Below are 21,633 nucleotides of genomic sequence, written 5' to 3' on the forward strand. Positions count from 1 at the left end.
GGCTGCAGCGCGACGGGTCGCTGCGTTCGTCAGCTCACTGCAATCGGGAATTACGGGCAACGCCGGGAACCCCGGCTTTTCCCATTCCCGATTCCCCATTCCCGACTCCCCGCTCATTTCCTCGGCGCCTCCACCTTGGCCAGCAACCCACCGAGGGCGTCGTCGGCACTCTGGCCTTCGATCTGCAGTTCCGGGGCCAGGGCGATGCGGTGGCGCAGCGCCGGTTTGGCCACGTCGCGGATGTCGTCGGGGATGACGAAGTCGCGGCCGGACAGCACGGCCTGCGCGCGCGCCGCGCGAACCAGGGCGATGCTGCCGCGCGGGCCGGCGCCCAGGGCAATGCCGGGCCAGCGGCGGGTGGCGGCGACGATGCGCACGGCGTAGTCGATGACCTGCGGGTCGACGGCGATGGCCGCGGTGCCGGCCTGCATCGCCACCACGTCCTCGGCGCCGAGCACGCGCGGCACCTGCGACAGGTCGAAGTCGCCGGCGCTGCGGCCGCTGGTGACCGCGGCGACCATGCGCGCCTCGTCTTCCAGTTGCGGGTAGTCGATCAGGATCTTCAGCAGGAAGCGGTCCAGCTGCGCTTCCGGCAACGGGTAGGTGCCTTCCTGCTCGACCGGGTTCTGCGTGGCCAGCGCCAGGAACGGCGGCGCCAGCGGGAAGGCCGTGCCTTCGATGGTGACCTGGCCTTCCTGCATCACTTCGAGCAGCGCCGACTGGGTCTTGGCCGGGGCGCGGTTGATCTCGTCTGCCAGCAGCAGGTGGGTGAACACCGGGCCGCGGCGGATCTTGAAGCTCTCGGTCTTGGGGTCGTACACGGCGTGGCCGCTGACGTCGCTGGGCATCAGGTCCGGGGTGAACTGCACGCGTGCGTAGTTCAGTTCCAGGGCCTGCGCCAGCGCGCGCACCAGCAGGGTCTTGCCGAGGCCGGGCACGCCCTCGATCAGCACATGCCCGCCGGCCAGCAGCGCGATCAGGATCTGCTCCAGCACCTCCGGCTGGCCGATGAAGGCGTGGCCGACCGCGGCGCGGATCGCCTCGGCGCGTTCGATCAGGGCAGGGCCGGCGAGCGGCGCGACGGCGTCGGAGGAGGCGGTGGTCATAACTGGTTTCTCATCTGGACGAGGAGGCGGATGCGCTCGCGCAAGGCGGCGGGTTGGTTGGGCGGCGGCGGTTGCAGCGCCTGTTCGACCTGCGCCACGGGCAGCTGCAGGCGTTCGGCGATGGCGGCGGCCTGGGCCGGACCCTCCAGCGCGGCGGCGATCGGCGCGCGCCGGCGCAGCCGCGCCAGGAACGCCTCGCGTACCGCCGCGTGCAGCAGGTCGGCGCGGCCGTAGCGCAGCAGGTGTTCGCCGCTGGCGCGCACGTGTTCCAGCAGCGAACGGCGATCCTCGGCCGGCGCCGCGAGCAGCGGCCCGAAACGCTGCATGCGCGACCACAGCCAGGCCAGCAGGACCAGCAACGCGGGCAGCCAGGCCGGCCAGCCGCGGGTGAACAGGGTGCGCCACAGCGACGGCAGTTCGGCCGAATAGATCAGGTGGATGGTGCCCTGGCCGTAGTTCGGCCCCAGCACCTGGCGTGCCAGCAGGCGGTTGCCGGCCTCGCGCAGCCCGCCGCTGCGCAGCACCGGATCGTCTTCCATCGGCGAGCCCTCGAACATCTTGCCGAGCCGGTCGTCCTGGTTCTCGAGGAAATCCAGCTCCGACAGCACGTCCACGCTGCCGTCGCCGTAGGGCACGCGCGCGAACACGAAGTCGTCGTCCTCGCCGCTCCACCAGTTGTCGGGCGTGTCCGGGTCGATGTGGAAGCGGCGACCGTCGCAGAACACCTTCTGCGGCGCCGCGCCCGGCACCGCCATGACCAGACAGTCGTCCGGGCTGCGCGCCTCGACGGTGATGTCCAGCGCTTCCAGGATCGGCACGTCGCCGCGCTTGACCTCTGCGGTGGGCGTGCGCAGCACCAGATGTCCGCCATGCTCCACCCAGTCCAGCAAGGCGTCGCCGTCGGCCTTGCCGAGCATGCGTGGGTCGCCATACAGCACCACGCTGTCGTGCGGGCGCAGGCGCATCGCCTCCAGGTCCAGGCGTTGCCGCGACTCGGCACGCACGCCGTCGGCGCGCAGGGTCTGGCGCAGCGCGTACAGCGGGTTGTAGGCGGCCTCGCCGCGCGGCGGCAGCACGATCTCCCGCTCGGCGCGTTCGTAGCGGCCGAAGAACCAGGCCGCGCCGACGCTGACCAGCAGCAGGCCGACCAGGAAGATCAGCGCATTGCGCGTGCCGCTGTTCATGCCTGCCACCGGAACTGGTGCTGCAGGTCGTCGACCAGCGCATCGAAGGCGCTGTCATCGGGCAGCCGGCCTGCATAGGCGGCGTGCTGCCAGACCCGCACCATGCGTGCGAACAGGCCGCGGTCGGCGTCGTCGGGCAGGCGTTGCGCGGCGCGCAGGCACTGCGCCTCGGTGGCGCTGGGCGGCAGCACCAGATCGGCGCGCTCGCACAGCGTCGCCACGCTGGCCCGGTACAGCAGCGCCAGCGCGTCGCGGTGGCGGCCTTCGCGCCAGGCGCGTCGTGCCACCGTCGCCACGTCGTCCGGCAGCGGTTGCGGCGCCAGCACCGGCGTATGTTCCGGCGCCGTCGCCACCGGTGCACGCCGGCGCCCGGCGCCGCGCATCCACGGCAGCCAGTGCCTGGCGGTCAGCAGCAGCACCAGCAGCAGGATGCCGGCCAGCACCCACATGCCCCACTTGCCGACGAACGCGATGGCCTGGGCCGCGGCCTTCATCCATTTGCCGAACGCGGTGAGGTCTTGCTGCTTGTCGTCCGGCTTGGGCGGTTCGTCGGGATTGCGTTTCTTCCAGTAGCCGATGGTGCGCTTGGCGGTCAGCAGCGGATCGGCGTAGGCGCGGTCGGCGGCGCGGGCGAAGCGCGCATCGGCGGCGGGCTCGGTGTCGAACACTTCGTCCAGCGGGACCGGATGCGCGGCGTTGTGGTGGTGGGTATCGGCGGCGGACTTGCTATCGGTGTCGGCTTCCGCATCCGCATCACTGTCAGTGTCCGTGTCGGCATCGGTCCCGTCATCGCGCCCGGCATCGGCGGGAGCATCCTGCTCCGCCGCCGTCTGCACCGCCGTGTCGTCGGCCGCCGGCTGCGCACGCAGTGCCGCGGCCGGCGCGGCGAGCAGGGCCACGCACAGCAACGCCAGCGGCGCGGCGCCGCGCAGGCGCGCGGCCATCCGGCGCAGCGCCATTTCCACGTCCCAGGCTTCGAGCTGGGTGCGCCGGTTGAGGTACAGGCCGAAGCCGGCGCCGACGAAGAACGGTTCGATCAGGGTCATCGCCAGCCAGGCGATGGCGTTGAAGCCGATGTCTGCCCACACCGGGGTCTGCTGGCCGATCAGCGACCAGGCCGCGCGCGCGGTTTCCGGCAGCAGGTCGATGGGCACGAACAGGAAGATCGTGGCGATGCAGGCCAGGCTGAGCATGCCCTCGAACGTGGCGAAGACGCTGGCCATCAGCAGCGCATGGCCGTAGATGGCCCCGCCCAGGGTGCGGCGGCGCTCGCGCTGCTGGCTGGCGCTGGCGCCTTCCAGCAGTTCCAGCGGCATGAACACGCTGCGCGCCGGACTCAACCGGCGCCAGGTCAGGTAGCCGATCAGGGTGCGCCAGCCCCAGGCGCCCTGCGCGCGCACGGTGTCGCGCACGCGCGGCACGTCGCCGAACACCGCACGCGAGATCACGAACAGCGGGATCCGGTCCAGCACCGGCTTCAGCCACCACAGCAGCAGCGGTGCCAGCCACAGCGCATCGATCGCCCAGGCGCCAAGGTTGAGCACGGCGAACAGCGGCAGGGTGACCAGCAGCCAGGGCTTCCAGATCGCCCCGGCGTGGCGGCGGACCAGGGCGCTGCCCAGTTCCATCGCTTCCCAGGCCGAGCGTGCGCGCAGCACCACGTCCAGGCGCTCAATCCGCATCGATGGCCTCCGCCCGGCCGCGCCCGCCGCGCCACAGCCACGCCAGCACCAGCGTCCAGAGTGCCGCCGACACGCTGTACTTGATCCACGCCGGCACGGTCGCGATGGACGACCAGAACGCCTCGATGAAGGCGGCCACCAGCAGCATCGCAGCCACGCCCAGGCACAGCCGCGCGCCGATCTTGCCGCCTTCCACCAGTGCATCGATGCGCCGCCGTCGTCCCGGCGCCAGCACCTTCAGGCCGAGCTGCAGACCGGCGCCGCCGGCGATCACGATCGCGGTCAGTTCGAACGGCGCATGCCCGGCGACGAAGCGCCAGAAGGTGACGCCGTAGCCGATCTGGTGCAGGTGCCCGGCCACCGCGCCGATGGTGATGCCGTTGAACAGCAGCACCAGCACCGTGCCCAGCCCCGCCAGCAGGCCACTGGCGAACGTGCGTAGGCCGATGCTGATGTTGTTCATGATGTAGTGGCCGAACATCTGCCAATCGGTGCCGCTGTCGCGGCCGAGCTTCTGTGCGCTGGCGGCCGGGTCGTACATGCGCTCGACCTGGGTGACCTGCATCGGGTCCATCAACCCGTGGATCAGTTCCGGACGGAACTGCAGCAGCACGAAGATGGTCACCAGCGGCACCACGAACAGCGCGGTGGCCGCCGCCATATAGCCGGCCTGGCTGCGCACCAGCTGCGGGAATTCGGCGAACAGGAATTCCGCCGCGCGCCGCCAGCGCGGACGCGGCGCCCGGTACAGGACGGTGTGGCCCTGCTGCATCAGATGCTGCAGACGCGCGGTGACCTGCGGGCTGTAGCCGCGCCTGCGCGCCAGCGCCAGCTGGTGGCACACGCGCCGGTAGCGCGCCGGCATGTCCTCGTCGGCGAGCGGCGTCGGCTGGTCTGGAATCGGGATCGCGGTCGGCGGCGCGGCGGTCTTGCTGGCGTCGTCGGCGGCGCCGGCCTTGTTCGGCGCCGACCTGCGCGCGCTGCGCTGCAGCCAGGCCTCGAACACCTGCCATTCCTGCTGATGACGGAGGACGAACTGTTCCTGTTTCATCGGCGTCCCAGCAGCCAGTTGGCCATCGCGTACAGGCGCAGCACCCCGGCCTGGCCCGGCGTCTCGGTCAGCGGCTGCGCCAGCGCGGCCAGTTCCAGTTGCCGCTCCGGGGTGAGCCGCGGCGCGCGCTCGGCGAAGGCGATCAGCGCCGCCTGTTCGGCCGGCAGCAGCGGTCGCGGCGGCGCGAGCGCGCTGGCGATCGGCGGCAGCGCCTCGTCCTCGCGCGGCGGCTGGTGCACCACCAGCGTGCCCGCGACCAGGTCGCCCAGGCGCCGCGAATGGGTGTCGAACAGGCAGGCGATCAGGCCGACGGCGTAGCCGAACGGCAGCATGTCCACGGTGCGCAGCAGGTTGCGGGTGATCGCGGCCATCCAGCCCACCGGCGCGCCGTTGCGCGCCACCACGCGCAGGCCCAGCGCCTGCTTGCCCAGGGTCTGGCCGCGCCAGCCCTCCAGCACGATCGGGTACGCCCAGAACACCAGGAACATCGCCACCAGGTACAGGCCCTGGCCGAGGCCGCCGAGCAGGCCGAGGAACATGCCCATGGCGGTGAGCAGGGCGAAGCGCAGCGCCAGGTCGATCAGCCAGGCCAGCGCGCGCGGCACCGCACCGGCGGCCGGCAGATGCAGCGGCACGCCCTCGGGGGTGATGACTTCGCGGTAGGTATCGAGCATGCCGCTTACCGCCGCCAGGTGGTGCGGCGGACACGGGCACCTGCGATGTGGGGAGGCCGTCCTTCCGTTCGGCCGGCTGCCTGTGGCGGCATGCTGCTCTCGACTGCGTCCTGCTCCGAAGCGGCACTTTAGCCGGCGTGGCGTGAATTGCCCAGCACGCCGGCGGCGCCGATCAGCGTACCGTGCCGCCGTCGCGCTGGCGCCCGGAGAACAGCTTGCGCACGCCGGCGACCAGCGCCATCAGGCCGATCAGCAGCAGCTTCCAGGCCTTGGCCAACAACAGGCCCAGCTTGGCGAACAGGCCGGCCTTGGCCGCCAGGCCGCCGCCGATCAGGGTGGCCAGGCCGTAGCTGGCGATCTTGTCGGTGGACGGGTTGTGGTCGGCATAGCGGGCGCCGCTGTCGAACTCGGCCATCGGCAGCAACTGCTGCATGCCCTCGCGCACCTGCGCCAGTTCGCCCATGCCTGAGACCGCATTGAGGCTGAGGTAGCCATGCCGGCCGAGCACGCGGATGTCGTAGTTGAGGGTGTGCTCGTGCTCGCCGGCGAACGCCAGCTCGCGCGCCCAGTACAGCTTCTTGCTGCCGGTGTCGTAGCGCGGCGGCACCGCCCAGCCGATCAGGTCGACCTGCTCGTAGCCGGCCTTCTTGCGCTGTGCGTTTGAGTCGCGCGTCTCCTCCTGCATGTCCTTGAGCATGGCCTGGTAGTCGATCTTGCTGGCGTCCTCGTCGGACACGTAGCCGTCGTCGGAATAGGTGACGACCACCGCCCAGCTGCCCTTCTCGTCGAGCGCGGGCTGGCGCGGCACGATCAGGCCCAGCACGTCGTCGTCGGGCGGGTTGCCCCAGTAGCTTTCCAGCACCCGCCGCGCATCGGTCTTGTCTAGGTAGCGGAATTCCGGGCCGAGGTCGAAATGCACCTTGGCCTGCGGCAGTTCGATATGCCCGTCGCGGAAATGCAGCGAGCCGACGAACTGCTCGGCGGTCATGTCCGGGCCGCTGTCCTGGGCCAGCACTGGGCCGGAGGTGGCGCACAGCGCGCAGAAAAAAGCGGCCAGCAGGCCGCGCAGCGAAGTCTTGAGCATCGGCGATTCCATTCGTTCGGTGGCGTCCCCACGCCAGAGGCGCCTAGTGTCGCGCAAGCGCGCGGCGCACGCCAGTCGCGGCGCAGGTGCCGCAACCACCGCGGTGGCCTCAGCCGTTGCCGGTGAGGTAACGGTCCTTCAGCCGCACGTAGTGCTGCGCCGAGTAGTGCAGGCTCTCGATCTCCTTGTCGCTGAGCATGCGCGCCTTGCGCGCGGGATTGCCCAGCCACAGCTCGCCCTCGCCGACGGTCTTGCCCGGGCCGACCACCGCACCGGCACCGACGAAGCCGTATTTCTTCACCGTGGCGCCATCGAGGATGCAGGCGCCCATGCCGATCAGGCACAGGTCCTCGATGGTGCAGGCATGGATGATGGTGCCGTGGCCCACGGTCACGTCCGCGCCGATCAGGGTCGGGTAGCCGGCCGCGTTGAACGGGCTGTGGTGGCTGACGTGGATGATGGTGCCGTCCTGGATGTTGCTGCGCGCGCCGATGCGCACGTAGTTGACGTCGCCGCGGATCACCGTGCCCGGCCATACCGACACGTCGTCCTCCAGCACCACGTCGCCGATCACGGTGCAGGCCGGGTCGACATAGACGCGCGCGCCCAGCTGCGGAGTCGTGTCGAGGTAGGGGCGGATCGGGGACATGCTGCTCTCCGGCGGTGGGCGGCCGGCGGCCACGCGGGCGCCGATGATAGCGCGGCGCCTGGTGCCGGCTGCCGCCCGTGGAGCGCCACAGAGGCTGGGCGAAGCACGCGATTGTGCGATAAACGCACCGCTAATCGATATTCGCACTTGAATGGTGCAGTGCGATAAAACTAGCGTTGCCGCTGTCCCGGCGCCTGGCAGCGCACGACGCGTGCCCGCTGGCGGCCGCGGCGCCGCCCGCCGCCGGTGCGGTCCCGATTCTGTTGGAGATGGTGCATGTCCTGTGCGTTTTCTCGCGGCCTGGCCCTGCTCGCGGCCCTGCTTCCCGGTGCCGTGTGCGCCTACCAGGCCGAGCCGCCGCCGCCGGAGCGCAGCGTGCTCACCGTGGACCGCTACGCCGACGACGATGCCCCGGGCTCCTTGCGCTGGGCGATCACCACCGCCAACCAGGCCCCCGGCCGCTACCGCATCGAGATCGCCGCGGTGGGCGCGCCGCCGTATGTGATCCGCCCGCGCGCACCGCTGCCGGCGCTGCAGGGGCCGCTGCAGGTGGTGGGCCTGGCACGGGCGCACGACGGCCAGTACATCGCCATCGACGGCGCCGGCTACATCCGCGGCAAGGGCACCGCCGCCTGCCCGGGCGCCGAGAAGGGCCAGTTCGGCACCAACGTGCGCAGCACCACGCTGCCGGGCCTGGTGCTGCGCGATACCCATGGCGTGGAACTGAGCGGCCTGGAGATCCGCAACTTCTGCATCGGCGTGCTGCTCAACCGCGCCAGCGACAATGTGCTGCGCGACAACCGCATCGTCGCCAACCACGGCGGCGCCGGGGTGATGCTGACCGGCGACGACGGCAACGGCCAGTCCACCGCCACCACCACGGTGCGCAACCGCATCGAGCGCAACACCTTCCTCGACAACGGCGACGGCCTGGAACTGACCCGCGGCGCGGCCTGGAACCTGGTGGCCGACAACCTGTTCCGCTCCACCGATGCCAACCCCGAGCCCTCGCAGGGCATCGAGATCCTGTGGGGCAACGACAACACCGTGCTGCGCAATCGGTTCGAGCGCTATTCCGACGGGCTGCAGATCAACTGGGGCAACCGCAACACCATCGCCGACAACGACTTCGCCGGCAATTCGATCGGGGTCAGCGTCACCGGCCGCGACAACCTGATCGAGGGCAACCGCCTGACCGGCAACGGCATCGGCATCGCGGTACGCCCGCAGCCGCGCAGCGAGCCCAACCGGTTCAGCGCCAACCTGCTGTCCGGCAACGGCCTGAAGATCGAACGCTGCTTCGCTGGCGGTGCCTGCGCCCCGGGCCAGCCGCGCGGCGCCATCGTGTTCGGCGTGCCGGGCCTGGAGCATGCGCCCTTCGTCGGCTCGCGCGGGATCGGTGTCGATCCGGATCCGCGCAAGCGCGCGACGATCTGCGGCGCTGCTGCGCCCGACGGTTGCCAACCGCCGCCGAACTTCGGCCAGGCCGCTCCGCAGTTGCGCAAGATCGAACGCGGCGCCGGCGTGCCGCAGGTGCAGGGCAGCTTCGTCGGCCGGCCCGGCCATCTGTACACGGTGGAATTGTTCGGCAATCGCCACCGCGGCGACGACGAAGCCGAACGCTATCTCGGCCGCGTCGAAGCGGCGGTGGATGCGCAGGGACAGGGCCGCTTCGCGCTGCCGCTGGACGGCGACAGCGCGGTGCTTGCCACGCTCACCGCCACCGTCACCAGCGACGATGGCGCGACCTCGCCGCTGAGCGCGCCGCTGGCGGTGGCGCCGTGAGCCGCCTAGCGTCGCTACCGGCCTGGTCGCTGCTGGCTGCGGCCATCGCCTTCGCCCCGGCGGTCGCCGCCGCGCAGGACGCCGCCGACCTGGCGCACAGCACCTTGACCGGCGACTGGGACGGCACGCGCAGCGACTGGCTGCAACGCGGCGTCAACGTGCGCGGCGACTACGTCGGCGAAGCCATGGGCGTGGTCGACGGCGGCCGCGGCGAGCGCGGCGCGCGCTATGCGCAGCAGGTGCGGCTGGGCGTGGACCTGGACCTGGCGAAACTCGCCGGCTGGAACGGCGGCACGCTGCACGTGACCGTCAACGACCGCCGCGGCCGCAGCACCTCGGCCGATCTGCTCGGCAACCGCTTCCCGATCCAGGAAGCCTATGGCGGCCAGTTCACCCGGCTGACCGAACTGAGCTACGACCGCCGCTTCAACGACGGGCGCAGCTACATCAAGGCCGGCTTCTACGCGATGGGCAACCAGTTCGGCGCGCACACGCTGCTGACCAACTTCGTCAACGCCGCGTTCTGCGCGCATCCGCTGGCGATGTCCGGCAACAGCGGCTGGTACAACTATCCGAACGCACGCTGGGGCGCGGAAGTGGCGCAGCAACTGACGCCGGCGGCGAACCTGCGGGTCGGCTGGTTCCAGGTCAACCCCAGCACCAACAACAACGTGCACACCGCGTTCGACCTGACCGCGCGCGGCACCACCGGCTCGCTGTTCCCCGTCGAGCTCACCTGGACGCCGGGTGCCGGCGGCGCCTATCCGGGCACCTACAAGTTCGGCGGCTACTACGACTCCTCGCGGGTGCCGCGCAAGGGTCTGGACCCGCGCGCCACCACCGGCCGCGACGGCGCCTACCTGCTGGTGGAGCAGAAGCTGTATTCGCCCGGCGGCGAGCGCGTCCGCGGCCTCACCGGCTTCGCCCAGTACATGGTGTCCGACCGCGCCACCGCGCAGATCACCCGCTGGTACGCGCTGGGCGGCGTGTACCAGGGCATCGGCCGGCGCAGCCAGGACCGCATCGCCCTGGGCTACGTCGGCGCCGACATCAACCACCGCCTGCTCGACGCGCGGCGCGCGGCGCTGCGCGATGCTGGCGTGCCGCCGGAGGCGCCGGTGTTCGCGCTCGACACCGCCGAGCAACTCTACGAACTGTCCTACAGCGCGCAGCTGACGCCGTGGCTGATGCTGCGGCCGGACGTGCAGTACATCGTCAACCCCGGCACCTTCGCCTATGCGCGCACCGACAACGCGCTGGCGGTGGGGCTGCAGGTCAAGCTCACCTTCTGAGCGCGCGCTGCGCGCCTCCTGCCCAGGCCGATCCCGATGTCCCTGTTCCCACGACGACTGACCTTCCTGTGCTGCGCCGGCCTGCTGCTGGCCTCGCCGCTGCAGGCCGCACCCGCGGCGCCTCCGGCAGCGGCGCCCGCCGCGCCGTCCGCGGGCGCGCCGCTGCCGCCGCCGCGCGTGCTGCAGATCCGCGGGCTCGCCATCGGCACCGGCCTGCCCAAGATCATCGTGCCGATCACCGCGCACGATGCCGGGGAGGCGCTGGCGCAGGCGCAGCGCATCGCCGCCTCGCCCGATGCGGACCTGGCCGAGTGGCGCATCGACCTGATGGACGGGGCCACCGACGCGGCGGCGCTGGCGGCCCTGGGGCCGCGCCTGGCGCAGGCGCTGCACGGCAAGCCGCTGCTGCTGACCTTCCGCACCAAGGCCGAGGGCGGCGCGGTGGCGATCGACGATGCCGCCTACGGCGCGCTGTACGCGCGCCTGCTGGACGCGCGCTTTGCCGACCTGATCGACGTGGAGATGTTCCGCGACCCGGCGGTGCTGCGGCAAGTGGTTGAGCATGCGCACCGGCAGGACGTGTATGTGGTGATGTCCAGCCACGACTTCCACGCCACTCCCCCGGTAGCGGAGATGGTGGCGCGGCTGCAGCGGCAGCAGGCGCTGGGCGCCGACGTGCTGAAGATCGCGGTGATGCCGCGAGATCCGGGCGACGTGCTGCACCTGCTCGACGCCACCTGGCAGATGCGCCAGCGCAGCGGGCAGCCGCTGCTGACCATGTCGATGGGGCCGCTGGGCGCGGTGTCGCGGCTGTCCGGCGAGACCTTCGGGCAGAGCCTGACCTTCGGCATGCTCGGCAGCGCCTCGGCGCCCGGGCAGATCGACGCGGCGCGGTTGCGGCAGACGCTCGATGCGCTGCATGCCGCCGCGCCTCCCAAGTAATCCCGCGACGCTGCCGTCCTCGTTCGCCGTTCCAGCAGGAGTGACCCCATGAGCCATGCCGCCGCCCCGCCCACCGCCCTCGTCCTGGATCGCATGAGCGGTTTCCAGTGGACGGCGATCGCGGTCTGCGTGCTGTTGAACATGCTCGACGGGTTCGACGTGATGGTGATGGCCTTCATCGCCCCGCACGTGTCGGAGGCCTGGCGTTTGTCCGGCAAGCTGCTGGGGATCGCGCTCAGCGCCGGGCTGGTGGGCATGGCGCTGGGCTCGCTGCTGCTGGCGCCGCTGGCCGACCGCTGGGGCCGGCGCAACATGATCCTGTGCTGCCTGGTGATCCTGACCGTCGGCATGGCCGCCTCGGCACTGGCGCAGGACATCTGGCAACTTGCGGCGCTGCGCGTGTTCACCGGCATCGGCATCGGCGGCATGCTCGCCGGTGTCGGCGTGATCACCGCCGAATACGCCAGCCCGAAGTGGCGCAGCACCGCAGTGGCCCTGCAGGCCACCGGCTATCCCATCGGCGCCACGCTGGGCGGGTTGATCGCCGCGATGCTGCTGGAGCGCTGGGGCTGGCATGCGGCCTTCCTGTTCGGCGCACTCGCCTCGCTGCTGTGCATCCCGGTGGTGCTTGCGCTGCTGCCCGAATCGCTGGATTTCCTGCTCAGCCGGCGCCCGCCGGATGCGCTGGCGCGGCTCAACGCGCTGCTGGCGCGCATGCGCGCACCGACCCTGGATGCCCTGCCGCCGCGGCCGCCGGTGCAGGAGAAGGCCGGCTACGCGGCGCTGTTCACCCCCGGCCTACGCCGCAACAGCGTGCTGATCGCGTTGGGCTTCTTCATGCACATGTTCGCCTTCTATTTCGTGCTGAGCTGGACGCCGAAGCTGCTGGTGCAAGCCGGGCTGTCGGCCGAGCAGGGCGTCACCGGCGGGGTGCTGCTGAACCTGGGCGGCATCGTCGGCGGCGCCTTGTTCGGCGGCCTGGCCGCACGTTTTCTGCTGCCACGGCTGACCGCCGTCAGCTTCCTGATCGCCGCACTGGGAATGGCGGCGTTCGCCACGCTCGGCACGCAGTTGCAGCTGGCCTTCCCCGTGGCCTTCGTGATCGGTGCGGCGCTGTTCGGCTCGATGGCCGGCCTGTATGCGGTGGCGCCGATCGTGTTCGCGCCCACCGTGCGCACCACCGGCCTGGGCTGGGCGATCGGCATCGGCCGCGTCGGCGCGATCCTCTCGCCGATGACCGTCGGCGTGCTGGTCGACGCCGGCTGGCAGCCGGCCAATCTGTACTACGTGTTGGCGTTGCCGCTGCTGGTGGCCATTGCCGCGGTGCTGACGATGCGGCTGCAGCCGGCGCGGTGAGGGCAGGGGCGGCGCGGGCGCGGGGCTGTCTAGGCTTCGAGGACAACGCGCTTTGCGGCGCGGCCTGGCCTGCGTCACCCGATCGGCGCCGTATCCGGCGCCGTACCCCATGTGTCGGCCAACCTGCGGCGCCTCGGTCGAGGCGCTGCGAGGTCTCACGAACGCGGGTCCATCCATTGCCACCGCACGCAGGTGGCAATGGCGTGCCGTTTTCCTACTTGGCGTTCGGCAAGGCGTAGGCAATCACGTAGTCGCCGCGGTCCGGCGATTGCCGCGCGCCGCCGGCGGTGATCACGATGTACTGCTTGCCGGTCTTGGTCGACACGTAGGTCATCGGCCCGCCCTGGCTGCCCACCGGCAGCCGTGCCTTCCACAGTTCCTTGCCGGTGCCGCTGTCGAACGCACGCAGGTAGTAGTCCTGGGTGCCGGCGATGAACACCAGGCCGCTCTGCGTGGCCAGGGTGCCGCCCAGGGTCGGCATGCCGACCGGGATCGGCAGGTGCATCTTGAAGCCGAGCGGGCCGGTGTCCTGCACGGTGCCCACCGGCACCTGCCAGGCGATGCTGCGGGTCTTCAGGTCGATCGCGCTGAGCGTGCCGAACGGCGGCGCCTGGCAGGGGATGCCCAGCGCCGACAGGAAGCGGTTCTTGTTGACCGCGTATGGCGTGCCCTTCAGCGGCACCGCGCCCATGCCAGTGTTGACCGCCTCGCCGCCGCTGGAGGCGGCGGCCTTCTCGGCCTTCTGCGGAATCATCTGCACCCACAGGCCCAGGCGCATGTCGTTGGCGAACACCACGTCGTGCACCGGGTCGACCGACAGCCCGCCCCAGTTCATGCCGCCCAGCGAGCCGGGGAAGCTCAGCGACACGTCGGTGCCGGGCGCGGTGTACAGGCCCTCGTAGCGCATCTTCTTGAAGGCGATGCGGCACAGCATCTGGTCCAGCAGGGTGGCGCCCCACATGTCCGCTTCGCTCAGGTGCTTGGTGCCGATCTGCGGCATGCCCACCGACAGCGGTTGGGTCAGCGCATAGGGTTCGTGGGGGATGTCGGCGGCCTTCACCGGCACCTCGCGGACCTCGGTCAGCGGTTTGCCGGTGGCGCGGTCGAGCACGTACAGCTGGCCGGCCTTGGTGCCGATGATCAGCGCCGGCACCTTGCGGCCGTCGGCCATCGGGAAGTCGATCAGGCTCGGCTGCATCGGCAAGTCGAAGTCCCACAGATCGTTGTGCACGGTCTGGTAGACCCACTTGACCTGGCCGGTGCTGGCGTCCAGCGCGGTGATCGAGGCGCCGAAGCGGTGGTCCAGCGCGCTGCGCTCGGCACCGTACAGGTCGGTGGACGGGCTGCCCATCGGCAGGAACACCGTGTTGGAGGCGGCGTCGTAGGACATCGGCGCCCACACGTTCGGCGTGCTGCGCACGTAGGTCTTGCCCGGCGCCGGCGGCTGCGTGTCCTGCGGGTTGCCCGGGTCGAAGGCCCAGCGCTGTGCGCCGGTGATCACGTCGAAGCCGCGGATCACGCCGCCGGGCATGTCGGCCTGCACGTTGTCGGCGACGCGGCCGCCCACCACCACCGTGGTCCCGGCCACGGTCGGCGCCGAGGTCAACTGGTAGAACGGATCGGGTGCGGCGCCGAGGCCGGCCTTCAGGTCGACCTGGCCGTTCTGGCCGAAGCCGCTGCACAACGCGCCGGTGTCCGCGTCCAGCGCGATCAGCCGCGCGTCGATGGTGTTGGTCAGCACGCGGCGCCGGCAGTTGGCGCCGGCCGGCAGCACCGCTGCCGCCACCGGCGAGGCGTTGGCGGCGCTGGGCTGGACCAGCGGCGCATCGGCATCGAAGTAGGCCAGGCCGCGGCAGCGCTGCCAGACCGAGGACTGCGCGTTGATCTCGTGCTTCCACAGCTGCCGGCCGCTGCTGGCGTCCAGCGCGATGACGTTGTTGTGCGGGGTGCACACGTACAGCGTCTCGCCGATCTGCAGCGGGGTGGTCTGGTCTTCGGCGCCGTTGCCGTCGCTGAGGGCGATGTCGCCGGTGCGGTAGGTCCAGGCCACCTGCAATTGGTCGACGTTGCCGCGGCCGATCTGGTCCAGTGCGGCGAAGCGGCTGCCGCCGGCGGTGTTGCCGTAGTGGCTCCAGTCGCGCTGCGCCTGCGCCGGGGTCACCGGCACCGGTGTCGGGCCGGGGCCGCTGGCGACCACCGGCGGATGCGGCACGAACATGCCGGCCAGGCCGCCGGCGCAGGCCAGCGCCAGCACCGCCGCCAGCGCATAGGCGCCGCGTCCGCCGGGCAGGCCGCGGGCGCGGCGCAGGGTCGGGTAGACCAAGGCGACCAGCAGCGCCAGCACCGCCGGCATCATCAGCCGCGACACCAGCGGCCAGAACGCCAGGCCCGCATCCCAGTACGCCCAGGCCACGCTCAGCACGAACGCCAGCGCGTACAGCCAGGCGCCGGCCGGGCGCCGCCGCAGCACCAGCAGCGCCGAGGCCACGCAGGCCGCGCCCATCGCCAGGAAATAGAGGCTGCCGCCGAGGGTGGCCAGGCGGATGCCGCCGACCAGCAGCGCCAGTCCGATCAGCGCCAGCAGCAGGCCGATGCTCCACAGCAATATCCGGCCGCCGGCCGACACATCCGATTGGGTTTGCACGTTTTCGATCCTCTGCAGCAGGGTAGGCGCGTGGCGCCCGCGGCCGGCCACGAGGGCGGCGAAGGCGGGCGTGCGCACGATGGCATGCCGCGGCGGGAAACGACGTCGGCAAGATGGGCGATTATCGCATTTGTGTTCGGTAATAGAACGAATGGCGCCGTCCGCCGGTGCGACGCTGTGTGCCGGTTTCCGACGTTTCTCCGACCTTGGTGAAGCCCGTACAACGCACTGTTACAGACATGGTGCGATGCGACACATCCGTGGAGTAGCGTTGCGCGTTTCTTCCCAGCCGCACTCCCCATGTCCGACCGTTTCCAGGCGCCTCGTCGTCCCGTTCGCTGTGCCGTATTGCTGGCCGTTGCCGTGGCCGGAGGCTGCTCCGGCGACAAGCCGGCGGCCGCGCCGCCGCCGCGGGTGGGGGTGCTGACCCTGGGCGCGCGCACCTTGCCGGTCGAGCGCACCCTGGCCGGCCGCACCGTGGCCTACGAGACCGCCGACGTGCGCCCGCAGGTCGGCGGGCTGCTGCGCCAGCGCCTGTTCCAGGAGGGCCAGGAGGTCAAGGCCGGGCAGGCGCTGTACGTGATCGATCCGGCGCCGTACCAGGCCGCCTACGACATCGCCCGCGGCAACCTGGTGCAGGCCGAGGCGGCGCTGGCCAGTGCGCGGCCCAAGGCCGAGCGCACCCGCAGCCTCACCGACATGGACGCGGCCAGCAAGCAGGACGCCGACGACGCGGTGTCCGCGCTGCGCCAGGACGAGGCGGCGGTGGTCGCGGCCAAGGCGGCGTTGCAGGCGGCGCGCATCAACCTCGACTACACCCGCATCACCGCGCCGATCTCCGGCACCATCGGCACCTCCGCCTACACCGTCGGCGCATTGCTCACTGCCGCGCAGGACGCGGCGCTGACCACCATCCAGCGCCTGGATCCGATCTACCTGGACGTCACCCAGTCCAGCACGCAGATGCTGGCGCTGCGCCGCCAGCTCGACGCCGGGCAGATCCACGCCATCGACGGCAAGGCGCAGGTGCAGGTGCGGCTGGAGGACGGCAGCACCTATCCGCATGCCGGCACCCTCGAATTCGTCGGCACCCAGGTCAACGCCGGCACCGGCAACGTCACCCTGCGCGCGGTGGTGCCCAATCCCGAACACCTGCTGCTGCCGGGCATGTACCTGCGCGCGGTGCTGCCGATGGCCACCGACCAGGGCGCGGTGCTGGTGCCGCAGCAGGCAGTGACGCGCGACAGCAAGGGCGAGCCGGTGGTGAAGCTGCTGGATGCGCACGACAAGGTGGTGGAGCGGCACATCCGCACCGGCGAGGCCATCGGCCACGACTGGCTGGTGGAGTCCGGGCTCAAGCCGGGCGAGCGCCTGATCGTGGTCAACGGCAGCCGTGCCGAACTCGGCAAGCCGGCGCAGCCGTATCCGGTCACCGCCGCCCAGCTCGATGCCGCGCCGGCGCTGCCGGGCGACGACGCCCAGGCCGACTGAGGACTCCCGCATGTCGCGCTTCTTCGTCAACCACCCGGTGGTGGCCTGGGTCATGGCCATCGTCATCGTCCTGATCGGCATGCTGGCCATCCATGGGCTGCCGGTCGAACGCTATCCGCACATGGCGCCGCCCACCATCACCGTGCGCGCCACCTACACCGGCGCCTCGGCGCAGACGGTGGAAAACACCGTCACCCAGCTGATCGAGCAGTCGCAGCAGAGCCTGGATCATCTGCTGTACATGACCTCCACCAGCGCCTCCGACGGCACCGCGCAGGTCAACCTGGTGTTCGAGACCGGCACCAACGCCGACACCGCGCAGGTGCAGGTGCAGAACCAGTTGCAGTCGGTGATGTCGGTGTTGCCGCAGGCGGTGCAGCAGAACGGCCTGGTCATCACCAAGTCCAGCGGCTCGCTGTTCGAGGTGGTGGCGTTCACCTCCGACGACGGCAGCATGGACAACTTCGATGTCGCCAACTACATGGAATCGAACATCGACGACCAGATCAGCCGCGTCAGCGGCGTCGGCAACATCCAGCCGATGGGCTCGGAATACGCCATGCGCATCTGGCTGGACCCGGAGAAGCTGCGCAAGTACGCGCTGATGCCCTCGGACGTGGAGAACGCGCTGCAGTCGCAGAACACCGACGTGTCCGCCGGCGAGATCGGCGGCCAGCCGGCGCTGCGCGGGCAGCGCCTGGACGCCACCGTGACCACCCGCAGCCGCCTGCAGACCCCGGCGCAGTTCGGCGCGATCGTGCTCAAGAGCGATGCCAGCGGCGCCGCCGTGCACCTGTCGGACGTGGCCAGGATCGGCCTGGGCCCGGAGACCTACGACAGCATCACCCGCTTCAACGGCAAGCCCTCGGCCTCGCTGGGCATCGAGCTCAATTCCGACGCCAACGCGGTGGAGACCTCCAAGGCCATCGACCAGCGCCTGCAGGAACTCAAGCAGTACTGGCCGCACGGCTTCAACTATCACATCGCCTTCAGCACCACGCCGTTCGTCACCACCTCGATCAAGGAAGTGGTCATCACCCTGATCGAGGCAGTGCTGCTGGTCGTGGCGGTGATGTACCTGTTCCTGCAGAACTGGCGCGCCACGCTGATCCCGACCATCGCCGTGCCGGTGGTGCTGATGGGCACCTTCGGCGTGCTCGCCGCGTTCGGCTACTCGATCAACACCCTGACCATGTTCGCGATGGTGCTGGCGATCGGCCTGCTGGTCGACGACGCCATCGTGGTGGTGGAGAACGTGGAGCGGGTGATGGGCCAGGAAGGCCTGCCGCCGAAGGAAGCGACGCTGCGCTCGATGCAGCAGATCGGCGGCGCCCTGGTCGGCATCGTGCTGGTGCTGACCGCGGTGTTCGTGCCGATGGCGTTCTTCAACGGCGTCACCGGCGTGATCTACCGGCAGTTCTCGATCACCATCGCCGCCTCGATGATCCTGTCGGTGCTGGTGGCGATGACCCTGACTCCGGCGCTGTGCGTGACCATCCTCAAGCCGCTGCACCAGGGCGAGGCGCCGATCGGCTCGCACGGGCGCCTGGGCTGGTTCTTCATCTGGTTCAACACCCGCTTCCGGCACCTGTCCGAGCGCTACCGCACGCTGGTCGAGCGGGTGCTGGGCAAGCGCGCGCTGGGCCTGCTCGCCTATGCGCTGCTGATCGCGGTCACCGGCCTGCTGCTGTGGCGCCTGCCCGGTGCGTTCCTGCCCGACGAGGACGAAGGCATGCTCAACGTGCTGGTCAAATTGCCGGCCGGCTCCACCCTGGAGCAGACCCTGGCGGTGACCGACCGGCTGACCAAGGCCGCGCTGAAGGATCCGGGCGTGCGCTCGGTGCTGTCCTCGGCCGGCTTCAGCGTCACCGGCGCCGGCCAGAACGTCGGCATGGCCTTCGTGCGGCTGAAGGACTGGGACGACCGCGACGACGATGCGGCGACCATCGCCGACCATCTGAACAAGGCGCTGGCCGACGTGCCCGACGCGGAACTGTTCGTAACCTCGCCGCCGGCGATCACCGGCCTGGGCGACGCCTCCGGCTTCACCTTCGAACTGATGGACTACGAAGGCGCCGGCCATGCCGCCCTGGTCGCCGCGCGCGACAAGCTGCTGCGGCTGGCCCAGCACGATCCCAAGCTGATGAACGTGCGCTACGCCAGCCTGGAAGACGCGCCGGTGTACGCGGTCAAGATCGACGACGCCAAGGCGCAGGCGCTGGGCGTGGATCCGGGCGACATCAACGCCACGCTCAACAGCGCGCTCGGCGGCGACTTCGTCAACAACTTCATCTACAAGGGCCGCATCAAGAAGGTCTACGTGCAGGGCGACGCCGACGCACGCATGGCGCCGCAGGACCTGGACCGCTGGACGGTGCGCAACGGCGGCGGCGACATGGTGCCGATGTCGGCGTTCACCCGCTCGCACTGGACCAGCGCCCCGGCCGCGCTGGAACGCTACAACGGCGTGTCGGCGATGGAGCTGACCGGCCAGGCGGTGCCCGGGGTCAGCTCCGGCGCGGCGATGGACGCGATGGCCGAACTCAGCAAGCAGTTGCCGCACGGCTTCGGCTACGCGTGGTCGGACATGGCCTACCAGGAAAAGCTGTCGGCCAACCAGGCGCCGGCGCTGTACGCGATCTCGCTGCTGTTCGTGTTCCTGTGCCTGGTGGCGCTGTACGAGAGCTGGTCGATTCCGTTCGCGGTGATGCTGGCGGTGCCGGTGGGCGTGTTCGGCGCGGTGCTGCTGATGACCCTGCGCGGCCTGGAGAACGACGTGTACTTCCAGGTCGGCCTGCTGACCACGGTGGGACTGGCGGCGAAGAACGGCATCCTCATCGTCGAGTTCGCGCGCGACCTCGAACACCGCGGCGAAAGCCTGCTCGCCGCCACCCTGCACGCGGTGCAGATGCGCCTGCGGCCGATCCTGATGACCTCGCTGGCGTTCCTGCTCGGCGTGCTGCCGCTGGTGTTCAGCAAGGGCGCCGGCTCGGCCGCGCGCCACTCGCTGGGCACCGGCGTCACCGGCGGCACCCTGGCCTCGATCACCCTGGGCCTGTTCTTCGTGCCGCTGTTCTACGTGATCGTGCGCCGGATGTTCCCCGGACCGGCGGTCGCCCACCCGGAGACGCAGGCATGAGCGCGTTGACCCGCATGAGCGTGGCGGTGGCCACGCTGTTGGCCCTGTCCGGCTGCACACTGGCGCCCACCTACGTACGCCCGGCGGCACCCGTGCCGGCCGACCTGGCCGCGGTCGACGTGGCGCCCGCCGCCGGCGCCGCCACCGACACGCTGGCGATGCCGGACTGGCAGCAGGTGTTCCTGGATCCGCGGCTGCGCCAGACCATCGCGCTGGCCTTGCAGAACAACCGCGACCTGCGCGTGGCGGTGCTGTCCATCGACAAGGCGCGCGCGCAGTATCGCCTCCAGCGCGCCGCGCAGTTGCCCTCGTTCGACGCCAACGCCAGCATGAGCCGCGGCCGCAGCAGCGCCGCCAGCAACGACGACGGCGTCTCCCAGGTCAGCACCAGCGACACCCTGCAGGTCGGGCTCAGCAGCTGGCAGCTGGATCTGTTCGGGCAACTGCGCAGTCTCAAGCAGGAAGCCCTGCAGAACTGGCTGTCCAGTGCGGAAAACCAGCGCAACGTGCGCCTGACCCTGGTCGCCCAGGTCGCCGCGGCGTGGCTGACCGTGGGCGCGGACCAGGCGCAACTGGCGCTGGCGCAGCAGACCCTGGACAGCCAGGCGCAGACTCTGCAACTGACCGAGCGCCGCCACAGCATCGGCAGCGCGTCCGGGCTGGACCTGGCGCAGCAGCAGACCAGCGTGGAGTCGGCGCGCGTCGCCGTCGCCAGCGCCGCCACCCAGCTGGCGCAGGCGCGCGATGCGCTGCAACTGCTGGTCGGCGCGCCGGTGGAGGCGGCGCTGCTGCCGACCGCGCAGGCGATGCAGGGCAGCGTGGCGCTGGCGCCGCTGCCGGCGCACCTGTCCTCGGCGGTATTGCTGCAGCGCCCGGACGTGCTCGCCGCCGAGCACACCTTGCAGGCGGCCAACGCCGACATCGGCGCCGCACGCGCGGCGTTCTTCCCGTCGCTGAGCCTGACCGCCTCGACCGGGCGCAGCAGCGATGCGCTGTCCACGCTGTTCTCCGCCGGCAGCCGCACCTGGTCGTTCGTGCCCAGCATCACCGCGCCGATCTTCCACGCCGGTGCGCTGAAGGCCTCGCTGGACGCCTCCAAGCTCGGCAAGGACATCGCCGTGGCGCAGTACGAGAAGGCGATCCAGTCGGCCTTCGCCGAAGTGGCCGACGCCCTGGCCACGCGCGACCATCTGCAGGCGCAGCTGACCGCGCAGCAGGCCCTGGTCGACGCCAGCCAGCGCAGCTACACCCTGGCCGACGCGCGCTACCGCGCTGGCCTGGACGGCCACTTGCCGGTGCTGGATGCGCAGCGCTCGCTGTTCGCCGCGCAGCAGGCGCTGATCGCACTGCGCCTGCAGGACGCCAGCAACCGCGTCACCCTGTACCAGGTGCTCGGCGGCGGCGCCGACGCCCAGGCCCAGGCCCAGGTCGCTGCCTCGCCCTGAGCCGGAACCGAGGCAGCGCGAGGCCGGGCCTGGGCTGGCCTGAGGCGAGTTTGAGGCCAGCCTGAGGCTGGCACGAGCGTGCAGAAGCGTCGCCACGCACGACGCTCTT

The 21,633-nt window shown here is 70.9% G+C and carries 15 protein-coding genes; 7 read left to right on the forward strand and 8 right to left on the reverse strand.

What is annotated here, in order from left to right:
* Positions 1-113 precede the first annotated feature (113 nt).
* From SLW56_RS19560 to SLW56_RS19590, 7 genes are all read right to left on the reverse strand, one after another.
* Entirely contained in the window at positions 114-1,106 is a 993-nt protein-coding gene (locus tag SLW56_RS19560) for a MoxR family ATPase (RefSeq protein ID WP_043094277.1), read from the reverse strand.
* Entirely contained in the window at positions 1,103-2,290 is a 1,188-nt protein-coding gene (locus SLW56_RS19565) for a DUF4350 domain-containing protein (RefSeq protein ID WP_295920635.1), read from the reverse strand. The genes SLW56_RS19560 and SLW56_RS19565 overlap by 4 nt, the downstream gene beginning before the upstream one ends.
* Positions 2,287-3,972 (reverse strand): DUF4129 domain-containing protein, encoded by a 1,686-nt coding sequence (locus SLW56_RS19570; RefSeq protein ID WP_320695346.1) that lies wholly within the window; start codon positions 3,970-3,972, stop codon positions 2,287-2,289. The genes SLW56_RS19565 and SLW56_RS19570 overlap by 4 nt, the downstream gene beginning before the upstream one ends.
* Positions 3,962-5,023, reverse strand: a complete 1,062-nt coding sequence (locus SLW56_RS19575) for a stage II sporulation protein M (protein WP_295911134.1) — start codon at positions 5,021-5,023, stop codon at positions 3,962-3,964. The genes SLW56_RS19570 and SLW56_RS19575 overlap by 11 nt, the downstream gene beginning before the upstream one ends.
* Positions 5,020-5,697: an RDD family protein gene (locus tag SLW56_RS19580; protein WP_043094282.1), complete on the reverse strand. Its 678-nt coding sequence runs from the start codon at positions 5,695-5,697 to the stop codon at positions 5,020-5,022. The genes SLW56_RS19575 and SLW56_RS19580 overlap by 4 nt, the downstream gene beginning before the upstream one ends.
* Positions 5,698-5,869: 172 nt before the next feature.
* Positions 5,870-6,793, reverse strand: a complete 924-nt coding sequence (locus SLW56_RS19585; protein ID WP_267103815.1) for a DUF2167 domain-containing protein — start codon at positions 6,791-6,793, stop codon at positions 5,870-5,872.
* 97 nt (positions 6,794-6,890) lie between these two features.
* Entirely contained in the window at positions 6,891-7,430 is a 540-nt protein-coding gene (locus tag SLW56_RS19590) for a gamma carbonic anhydrase family protein (RefSeq protein ID WP_017915009.1), read from the reverse strand.
* Between the two features lie 276 nt (positions 7,431-7,706).
* On the opposite strand from SLW56_RS19590, the gene SLW56_RS19595 reads away from it, so the two are divergent.
* Genes SLW56_RS19595 through SLW56_RS19610 form a run of 4 tightly spaced genes read left to right on the forward strand, consistent with a single transcriptional unit; the run spans position 7,707 to position 12,805 of the window.
* A complete protein-coding gene (locus SLW56_RS19595; protein ID WP_320695347.1) occupies positions 7,707-9,215 on the forward strand; it encodes a NosD domain-containing protein in 1,509 nt (502 codons plus the stop codon).
* Positions 9,212-10,507 (forward strand): carbohydrate porin, encoded by a 1,296-nt coding sequence (locus SLW56_RS19600; protein WP_320695348.1) that lies wholly within the window; start codon positions 9,212-9,214, stop codon positions 10,505-10,507. The genes SLW56_RS19595 and SLW56_RS19600 overlap by 4 nt, the downstream gene beginning before the upstream one ends.
* Positions 10,508-10,543: 36 nt before the next feature.
* Positions 10,544-11,449, forward strand: coding sequence for a type I 3-dehydroquinate dehydratase (gene aroD / locus SLW56_RS19605; RefSeq protein ID WP_267093360.1), 906 nt, complete (start codon positions 10,544-10,546; stop codon positions 11,447-11,449).
* Between the two features lie 48 nt (positions 11,450-11,497).
* A complete protein-coding gene (locus tag SLW56_RS19610; RefSeq protein ID WP_267121799.1) occupies positions 11,498-12,805 on the forward strand; it encodes an MFS transporter in 1,308 nt (435 codons plus the stop codon).
* A gap of 214 nt (positions 12,806-13,019) precedes the next feature.
* Here SLW56_RS19610 and SLW56_RS19615 read toward each other — a convergent pair whose 3' ends face one another.
* Positions 13,020-15,449, reverse strand: coding sequence for a membrane-bound PQQ-dependent dehydrogenase, glucose/quinate/shikimate family (locus SLW56_RS19615; RefSeq protein ID WP_267093362.1), 2,430 nt, complete (start codon positions 15,447-15,449; stop codon positions 13,020-13,022).
* A 348-nt stretch (positions 15,450-15,797) separates the two neighbouring features.
* Here SLW56_RS19615 and SLW56_RS19620 point away from each other — a divergent pair, with 348 nt between their 5' ends.
* From SLW56_RS19620 to SLW56_RS19630, 3 genes are read left to right on the forward strand one after another with little or no spacing between them, the layout of a single operon-like run.
* Positions 15,798-16,940 carry an efflux RND transporter periplasmic adaptor subunit gene (locus SLW56_RS19620; protein ID WP_017916319.1) on the forward strand — a complete coding sequence of 381 codons (1,143 nt, stop codon included), beginning with the start codon at positions 15,798-15,800 and terminating at the stop codon, positions 16,938-16,940.
* Positions 16,941-16,950: 10 nt separating this feature from the next.
* The gene (locus SLW56_RS19625; protein WP_017912444.1) at positions 16,951-20,079 is read left to right on the forward strand and encodes an efflux RND transporter permease subunit; all 3,129 of its coding nucleotides are present in this window, start codon (positions 16,951-16,953) and stop codon (positions 20,077-20,079) included.
* Positions 20,076-21,524 (forward strand): efflux transporter outer membrane subunit, encoded by a 1,449-nt coding sequence (locus SLW56_RS19630; protein WP_267085559.1) that lies wholly within the window; start codon positions 20,076-20,078, stop codon positions 21,522-21,524. Before SLW56_RS19625 ends, SLW56_RS19630 begins: the two co-directional genes overlap by 4 nt.
* Positions 21,525-21,633: the final 109 nt, after the last annotated feature.

Source organism: Xanthomonas sp. LF07-6 (assembly GCF_034105445.1).
Classification (GTDB): Bacteria; Pseudomonadota; Gammaproteobacteria; order Xanthomonadales; family Xanthomonadaceae; genus Xanthomonas_A; species Xanthomonas_A sontii.

Coding starts and splice junctions, on each gene's coding strand:
- SLW56_RS19560 (WP_043094277.1), bottom strand. CDS start 1,106: ATGACCACCGCCTCCTCCGACGCCGTCGCGCCGCTCGCCGGCCCTGCC.
- SLW56_RS19565 (WP_295920635.1), bottom strand. CDS start 2,290: ATGAACAGCGGCACGCGCAATGCGCTGATCTTCCTGGTCGGCCTGCTG.
- SLW56_RS19570 (WP_320695346.1), bottom strand. CDS start 3,972: ATGCGGATTGAGCGCCTGGACGTGGTGCTGCGCGCACGCTCGGCCTGG.
- SLW56_RS19575 (WP_295911134.1), bottom strand. CDS start 5,023: ATGAAACAGGAACAGTTCGTCCTCCGTCATCAGCAGGAATGGCAGGTG.
- SLW56_RS19580 (WP_043094282.1), bottom strand. CDS start 5,697: ATGCTCGATACCTACCGCGAAGTCATCACCCCCGAGGGCGTGCCGCTG.
- SLW56_RS19585 (WP_267103815.1), bottom strand. CDS start 6,793: ATGGAATCGCCGATGCTCAAGACTTCGCTGCGCGGCCTGCTGGCCGCT.
- SLW56_RS19590 (WP_017915009.1), bottom strand. CDS start 7,430: ATGTCCCCGATCCGCCCCTACCTCGACACGACTCCGCAGCTGGGCGCG.
- SLW56_RS19595 (WP_320695347.1), top strand. CDS start 7,707: ATGTCCTGTGCGTTTTCTCGCGGCCTGGCCCTGCTCGCGGCCCTGCTT.
- aroD (WP_267093360.1), top strand. CDS start 10,544: ATGTCCCTGTTCCCACGACGACTGACCTTCCTGTGCTGCGCCGGCCTG.
- SLW56_RS19610 (WP_267121799.1), top strand. CDS start 11,498: ATGAGCCATGCCGCCGCCCCGCCCACCGCCCTCGTCCTGGATCGCATG.
- SLW56_RS19625 (WP_017912444.1), top strand. CDS start 16,951: ATGTCGCGCTTCTTCGTCAACCACCCGGTGGTGGCCTGGGTCATGGCC.
- SLW56_RS19630 (WP_267085559.1), top strand. CDS start 20,076: ATGAGCGCGTTGACCCGCATGAGCGTGGCGGTGGCCACGCTGTTGGCC.